At 34.8% G+C, this 7,742-nt stretch carries 6 protein-coding genes; all 6 read left to right on the top strand.

Annotated elements, in window-relative coordinates:
- The first annotated feature begins 552 nt into the window (after positions 1-552).
- A complete protein-coding gene (yycF, locus tag HMPREF3239_RS11015) occupies positions 553-1,254 on the top strand; it encodes a response regulator YycF (protein WP_011274375.1) in 702 nt (233 codons plus the stop codon).
- Between the two features lie 12 nt (positions 1,255-1,266).
- Positions 1,267-3,093, top strand: coding sequence for a cell wall metabolism sensor histidine kinase WalK (walK, locus tag HMPREF3239_RS11010; RefSeq protein ID WP_053030340.1), 1,827 nt, complete (start codon positions 1,267-1,269; stop codon positions 3,091-3,093).
- A complete protein-coding gene (locus HMPREF3239_RS11005) occupies positions 3,083-4,417 on the top strand; it encodes a YycH family regulatory protein (RefSeq protein WP_053030341.1) in 1,335 nt (444 codons plus the stop codon). The genes walK and HMPREF3239_RS11005 overlap by 11 nt, the downstream gene beginning before the upstream one ends.
- Positions 4,418-5,209, top strand: coding sequence for a two-component system regulatory protein YycI (locus HMPREF3239_RS11000; RefSeq protein WP_053030342.1), 792 nt, complete (start codon positions 4,418-4,420; stop codon positions 5,207-5,209). It begins immediately after the preceding gene.
- Positions 5,210-5,787: 578 nt separating this feature from the next.
- Positions 5,788-6,588: an MBL fold metallo-hydrolase gene (locus HMPREF3239_RS10995; protein ID WP_053030343.1), complete on the top strand. Its 801-nt coding sequence runs from the start codon at positions 5,788-5,790 to the stop codon at positions 6,586-6,588.
- A 404-nt stretch (positions 6,589-6,992) separates the two neighbouring features.
- A complete protein-coding gene (rlmH, locus tag HMPREF3239_RS10990) occupies positions 6,993-7,472 on the top strand; it encodes a 23S rRNA (pseudouridine(1915)-N(3))-methyltransferase RlmH (RefSeq protein ID WP_037552500.1) in 480 nt (159 codons plus the stop codon).
- Positions 7,473-7,742: the final 270 nt, after the last annotated feature.

The following is a 7,742-nucleotide window of genomic DNA, read 5'->3' as shown; positions in this document are numbered from 1 at the left end:
CAGGAGATCGCGGGTTCGATTCCCGTCGAGACCGTATTGCTTATCCAAAAGGATAGGCATTTTTTTATGCCTTCATCATGCTATTTATCATATATTATTTTTAATCCCTTTTTGAAATCTTTTCCCAAAAAATCAATACAAACTAAATCAAAATATTGTAAGACATTCATTTGCATTACAAATAGATGACGTCGCAACAGAATCTTAATATTAATCATCGGTTTAAAATAGAACGCTTGCTACACAACTATTGAGTCGTATCATCTTTCTGTAATAATGCGTTGAATAGGCGTCACTACGACTTTTGTCCCGTATTCAAAGGGTTTAACTTATTTGTAATATTAAATTAGAGTGGTAAACTTTAAACGAATATTATTCTATAATTTTAAATATGAAAATAGAATTACATGAATATTAATGGTAAATTATATAGTAGATTAATATGCGCTATAAACTTATTAAAACGCATCAAATCACAGTTTAATCTTTACTAATTTATAAGAATGAATATTGAAATATAGAACTATAATTTGAGAAATGAGGTTTATAGATATGGCAAGAAAAGTAGTTGTTGTCGATGACGAAAAGCCAATTGCGGACATCTTAGAATTTAATTTGAAAAAAGAAGGTTATGATGTTTACTGTGCCTATGATGGTAATGATGCAGTAGATTTAATATATGAAGAAGAACCAGATATCGTATTATTAGACATCATGTTACCTGGTCGTGACGGTATGGAAGTGTGCCGTGAAGTACGTAAGAAATTTGAAATGCCTATTATTATGTTAACAGCGAAAGACTCTGAAATCGATAAAGTATTAGGCCTTGAACTGGGTGCAGATGACTATGTTACGAAACCGTTCAGTACACGTGAATTAATCGCACGTGTGAAAGCGAACTTACGTCGTCATTATTCTCAGCCAGCGCAAGAGGTAAGTGGTACGACAAATGAAATTACAATCAAAGATATTGTGATTTATCCAGACGCTTACTCTATTAAGAAGCGAGGAGAAGATATTGAATTGACACACAGAGAGTTTGAACTCTTCCACTATCTTTCTAAACATATGGGTCAAGTGATGACACGTGAACATTTATTACAAACTGTGTGGGGCTATGATTACTTTGGTGACGTGCGTACAGTTGACGTAACGATTCGTCGTTTACGTGAGAAGATTGAAGACGATCCTTCACACCCTGAGTATATTGTGACACGTAGAGGCGTTGGATACTTCCTCCAACAACACGATTAGGAGTTTGCGACTATGAAGTGGCTGAAACAGTTACAATCCCTTCACACCAAGCTCGTTATTGTTTATGTGTTATTGATTATTATTGGAATGCAGATTATCGGTCTGTATTTCACTAATAGTTTAGAAAAAGAACTGACAAATAACTTCATGAAGAATATTAAGCAATATGCGACACAGCTTGAAGTTAATATTGAGCGGATATATAGAGATGATCCATCTAATGCTCAAAAAGAAGTTCAAAGTTTATTAAATGAGTATGCCAACCGTCAAGAAATTGAAGAAATTCGTTTTATTGATAAAGATCAAATCATAATGGCTACAGCGAAGATATCATCGCATAATATGATCAATCAAAAGGTAAATGATAACTCCGTTCAAAAAGCCTTATCGCTAGGTGAATCTAATAGTCATAATGTCTTAAAAGACTATGGCAGCGGTAAAGAACGAATTTGGATTTACAATTTGCCAGTCAAAAATGGCAATGAGACGATTGGTAATATTTACATAGAATCGAATATCAATGATGTCTATAATCAGTTGAACAACATCAACCAAATCTTCATTATTGGTACTGCGATTTCCCTATTCATTACAGTGATACTTGGTTTCTTTATCGCAAGGACGATTACAAGGCCGATTACGGATATGCGTAATCAGACGGTAGAGATGTCTAAAGGTAATTACACACAACGCGTTAAGATATATGGTAATGACGAAATCGGTGAATTAGCTTTAGCCTTCAATAACCTATCTAAGCGTGTTCAAGAAGCACAAGCGAATACTGAGAGTGAAAAACGTCGATTAGACTCAGTTATCACACACATGAGTGACGGTATTATCGCAACAGACCGACGTGGTCGTGTACGTATCGTCAATGACATGGCCATCAAAATGTTAGGTATGGCTAAAGAAGACTTAATTGGCTACTATATGCTTAGTGTATTGAATTTAGAAGATGAGTTCTCATTAGATGAAATTCAAGAGAATAACGATAGTTTCTTATTAGATATGAATGAAGAGGAAGGGATTATCGCGCGTGTGAATTTCAGTACAATTGTTCAAGAAACTGGATTTGTGACGGGTTACATAGCGGTATTACATGATGTTACTGAGCAACAACAAGTTGAACGTGAACGTCGTGAATTCGTTGCAAACGTATCACACGAATTGCGTACACCTTTAACATCTATGAACAGTTATATAGAGGCACTTGAAGAAGGTGCTTGGAAAGATGACAATTTAGCACCATCATTCTTATCTGTTACACGTGAAGAGACAGAACGAATGATTCGTCTTGTTAATGATTTACTTCAATTATCGAAAATGGATAACGAATCTGAACAAATTACGAAAGAAATTGTCGACTTTAACATGTTTATCAATAAGATTATTAATCGTCATGAAATGGCAGCAAAAGACACGACATTTGTACGTGAAATTCCATCTGAAACGATCTTCACAGAAATCGATCCAGATAAGATGACGCAAGTGTTTGATAACGTTATTACGAATGCGATGAAATACTCTCGTGGTGAAAAACGCGTCGAGTTCCACGTGAAACAGAATGCATTATATAATCGTATGACGATTCGTATTAAAGATAATGGTATCGGTATCCCGATTAACAAAGTGGATAAAATCTTTGATCGTTTCTATCGTGTAGACAAAGCGCGTACACGTAAAATGGGTGGTACTGGTTTAGGACTAGCCATTTCGAAAGAGATTGTAGAAGCACACAATGGACGTATTTGGGCAAACAGTGTTGAAGGACAAGGTACATCGATATTTATTACACTTCCATGTGAAGTTATAGACGACGGTGATTGGGATGAAGAGTAAAGAACATATTAAATCGATTATTCTTTTCCTATTAGTCATGATGAGTGTGGTACTAACGTTTATGGTATGGAATTTCTCGCCAGACTTGAATAACATCGATAGTACAGATAGTAAAAAGAGCAATACTAAGACAATCGGCAAGCCCATGTCTGCCAATATCGAAAATGTCATAGCGCCGTATCAAATTGTAGAAGTTAAAGGCGATAAAGTGAAAGGTTTGGCACCTTCTCGAGCGCAGTTGTCTCAAGTCATAGGTACATTGAAAAATCACGAAGTCAGTAAAGTGGAACACATTCAACGAGATTATAATTTAAATATCCCTATGTTAAATGACCACCACTTTACTGTACTGGATTTCACTTATGATATGCCTTTAACAACGTATTTAGGCCAAGTGTTAAATTCATCAGCGAAAGTACCTAAAAATTTCAAATTTAATCGAATCATCGTTAGCCAAAACCCTAAAGGTAATTTAGAATTGTTTGCGATTAGCGAAGACCGTCATGAAGTTATGAAAGTAACGATGACTGCAAAGGCAAATCACTTTATTAAAGTGATGGATCATTTAAATAATGAAATGCAGAAATATTCAGAAGTGATTACGAATAAAGATACGATTGATAAAGCGACACATATATTCGCACCAAGTCATCCGAAAGATATGCGTTCATACCGTATGGTTTATGATACGATTCCAGTCGAAACGATGAATGCGATTTTATTTGATGACTCAGTGATTATCCGAAGCGGTAAGAGTGGTTCGACGACGTATAATAACAACACTGGTGTAGCGAACTATAATGATGAAAGTAAAAAATATCATTATAAAAATTTATCTGAAGATGAATCGAGTTCGAGTGATATGGACTCAACCATTCCAAGCACATTTGAATATATTAATGGGCATGGTGGCTTCTTTAACGATGATTTCCGTCTGTTCAATACAGATAATTCATCCGGTGAATTGACGTATCAACTCTTCCTCAATGGCTATCCAACATTTAATGATCAGCAATTAAATGATATTGAAGTGACTTGGGGAGACAAAGGTATTTATGATTATAAACGCGCTTTATTACGTTCTAGTGTACCTTTAGAGGGTGAAACGAAGTCACTGGATAGCGTTGAAAGTGTGCGTTCTTCATTGGCAAATAATCATAACCTAGATTTTGAAAAGGTTACGAATATGGTCATTGGCTATAAAGAGGATGATCGACCTGATAAAGATGATATAGAAGTGCAGCGTAATAGTGAGCTTGTGCCAACGTGGTATATTCAATACGATGGCGATTGGTATGCTTATGAGGATGGGAGGCTTGAATAAATGAATTGGAAACGAACGAAGACATTGTTTATTTTCGTATTTATTCTAGTCAATATCCTGCTTGTATTGATTTACGTGAATAAGGTTACGAAGTCTCAAATCAATGAATCTGAAAGTGATAATGAAGTTAAATTTCAACAAGAAGAAATTAAAATTTCGAATGATCTGCTAAATAAAGATGTGAGTGGTACGAAGATGCAGATGATTACGGCTAAATCTAAAGACTTTAAGAGTTATGCGAAAGGTAAGTCCTCATTAGAAACGGAGGATTCAGGTAATACGTTAACAGGTGAAATCGATAGTACGGTTAATGTGAGTGATAGTAATTTAAGTGATTTAAAAGACTATATCATGAGCAACATTTACAATGGTAAGATGTATCAACTTGGCGATGTTTCATCTAATGCTGTGACATACGAGCAGACGTATGAAGGTTATCCTTTGATGAATAATAACAAAGCACGTTTACGTTTTAATGTAAATGATGGTAAAGCGACAAGTTATGAGCAATCTGCAATGAATAAGATTGAACCTGCGAAGAGTGATAATAATCCTAAGAAACAGGTCATTACACCACGTAAAGCAATTGAAACGTTATACTTTAATCGTTACTTAAAATCAGGCGATGAAGTGTTGGATGCACGATTAGGATATTACTCTGTTGTGAGAGAAACGAACGTGCAGTTGTTGCAAGCAAACTGGGAAATTAAAGTGAAGCATAAAGGTAAGGAAGATGTGAAGACCTATTATGTTGAAGCGACATCATCAAATCCTAAAGTGATTGATAACTAGGGAGCAGGGTTGTAAAGAAATTCTTAGATGAATATTTACTCAATTTGTTGCGACGCTTGCCTAGGGGGCTGGGTCGAGCCGCGGTCTTGTAAAATAGTTCTTAGATAGATAATCACTCACATAAGTTGCTTCGCGTTCCTGGGGTGCTGTCTCAGCCTGTAGTCTTCGACTAGCACTGCTCCCCTAGGAGTCTCCGCAACTCTGTTTCGTTATCTATCTTAGAACTGCGTATGTAAGTGTGTGAATGGTTATTTTTAATAGAATACCATTCTCTGTACCTCTCTGTTCTTAATTAGAAAGAAATGGTATTTGGTGTGGAAAGTATAGTAAGTGTGTGGGGCTACGATGGTCTCATGCACTTATTTTATTTATATGTGTGAGTGTTGTACATAAACAAGGGATTGGAACTTTAATTTTTGTATTGATATAGTATAATATAAAGGTATTTTAGAGGACTGGAATGTTTCGAATGATATGGTTTGTTCGAAACTTCATTTTTTTAATTAAAGAGTGCAGAATATAAGGAATTAGACTGAAGGCACTCTAAAATATAGTGTAAGTTATCGGAAGTAGAAAGGATGAGTCGCTTGATACGAATGAGTGTATTGGCGAGTGGTAGTACAGGGAATGCCACTTATGTTGAAAGTGATAAAGGCAGTCTATTAGTAGATGTTGGACTCACTGGCAAGAAGATGGAAGCGTTATTTAGTCAAATTGATAGAAATATAAAAGATTTAAACGGCATTCTAGTTACTCATGAACATAGTGACCATATTAAAGGTTTGGGTGTGCTTGCGCGTAAATATGGTTTACCAATTTATGCGAATGAAAATACTTGGAAAGCAATAGAGAAGAAGGATAGTAAAATTCCAATGGATCAAAAATTCATTTTTAATCCGTATGAAACAAAATCAATTGCAGGTTTTGATATTGAATCGTTTAATGTATCGCATGATGCGATTGATCCACAGTTTTACATTTTCCATAACAATTATAAGAAATTTACTATAATCACAGATACAGGCTATGTTTCAGATAGAATGAAAGGTATGATTCAAGGTAGTGATGCTTTTATGTTCGAGAGTAATCATGATGTGGATATGTTACGTATGTGTCGCTATCCTTGGAAGACGAAGCAACGTATTTTAAGTGATATGGGGCATGTGTCTAATGAAGATGCAGGACTAGCGATGACGGACGTGATTACAGGTAATACGAAACGTATCTACCTTTCACACTTATCACAAGATAACAATATGAAAGATTTAGCACGTATGAGCGTTGGACAAGTATTAAATGAACATGATATAGACACTGAAAAAGAAGTGCTATTATGTGATACAGATAAAGCACAAGCTACACCGATATATACATTGTAATTAATTAGACGAACGACCTACTTATAAACTTAGTATTTGTAAGTAGGTCGTTTTTTTATGTATTGAGTTAATTATCTAATAATTTGGACTATACATGATTATTCAAAATGAACCTTATTATAACAAGATTTAGCTTAAATCTGTGAATAAATATTTAAGACTTACTTAAAGTTATCCCCAAAATGAGGGTGAGTTATCCACTTTTGTGTATAATACACACAGAAATACTCACATTATTCACAGACTTATCCACATATATACAAGGATAATCACAAGAAATGGGGATATTTTAAAAGATTTTACCGTAATTCGTATACATTACTGTTATAATTAGAGGGAATTCTGTTAACAAGTTGATAACTTGTGGATAAGTAGGATAACTATTAACATCTATGGAGGATTTTATGAAGATAACAATCTTAGCTGTGGGTAAATTAAAAGAAAAATATTGGAAACAGGCTATATCAGAATATGAAAAAAGATTAGGTGCATATTCCAAAATTGAAATTATTGAAGTACCCGATGAAAAAGCACCTGAAAATATGAGCGATAAAGAAATAGAACAAGTGAAAGAAAAAGAGGGCCAACGCTTATTAGCTAAAATAAAGCCACAAGCTACAGTCATCACTTTAGAAATACAAGGTAAAATGTTGTCATCAGAAGGTTTAGCTGAAGAGATGCAACGACGCATGACACAAGGACAAAGTGACTTCGTCTTTGTGATTGGCGGATCAAACGGATTACATGAAGACGTCTTAAAACGCAGCAACTACGCACTTTCATTCAGTAAAATGACATTTCCACATCAAATGATGCGCGTCGTCTTAATCGAACAAGTATATAGAGCATTTAAGATTATGCGAGGCGAAGCTTATCATAAATAAAACTAAAAATTAGGTTGTGTATAATTTAAAAAGTTAATGAGATGTGGAGGGATTACATATATGAAATATTGGATTATACCTTGCAATATCATATGATGTTTATAGAGTGTTTAATAAATCACTTTCAACTATTGATGATCTAGAATATATAATAAACGGTTCTGTTGCAAAGTTAGAAAAATATAGCTAATTACTATTTTATCATGTCGTTGTTCCCTTAACTGGCTAACATATGCCTAATTTCGTGGCATGGCGAAAATCCGTAGATCT

This window comes from Staphylococcus sp. HMSC34C02, assembly GCF_001838705.1.
In the GTDB taxonomy this organism is placed as follows: domain Bacteria; phylum Bacillota; class Bacilli; order Staphylococcales; family Staphylococcaceae; genus Staphylococcus; species Staphylococcus borealis.
Note: the sequence above shows the minus strand (reverse complement) of the source record. Positions and strands in the feature narration are given on the sequence as shown.

What these genes read in the sequence shown, in the direction of transcription:
- yycF (WP_011274375.1), top strand. Translation starts at nt 553, where the DNA reads ATGGCAAGAAAAGTAGTTGTTGTCGATGACGAAAAGCCAATTGCGGAC.
- walK (WP_053030340.1), top strand. Translation starts at nt 1,267, where the DNA reads ATGAAGTGGCTGAAACAGTTACAATCCCTTCACACCAAGCTCGTTATT.
- HMPREF3239_RS11005 (WP_053030341.1), top strand. Translation starts at nt 3,083, where the DNA reads ATGAAGAGTAAAGAACATATTAAATCGATTATTCTTTTCCTATTAGTC.
- HMPREF3239_RS11000 (WP_053030342.1), top strand. Translation starts at nt 4,418, where the DNA reads ATGAATTGGAAACGAACGAAGACATTGTTTATTTTCGTATTTATTCTA.
- HMPREF3239_RS10995 (WP_053030343.1), top strand. Translation starts at nt 5,788, where the DNA reads ATGAGTCGCTTGATACGAATGAGTGTATTGGCGAGTGGTAGTACAGGG.
- rlmH (WP_037552500.1), top strand. Translation starts at nt 6,993, where the DNA reads ATGAAGATAACAATCTTAGCTGTGGGTAAATTAAAAGAAAAATATTGG.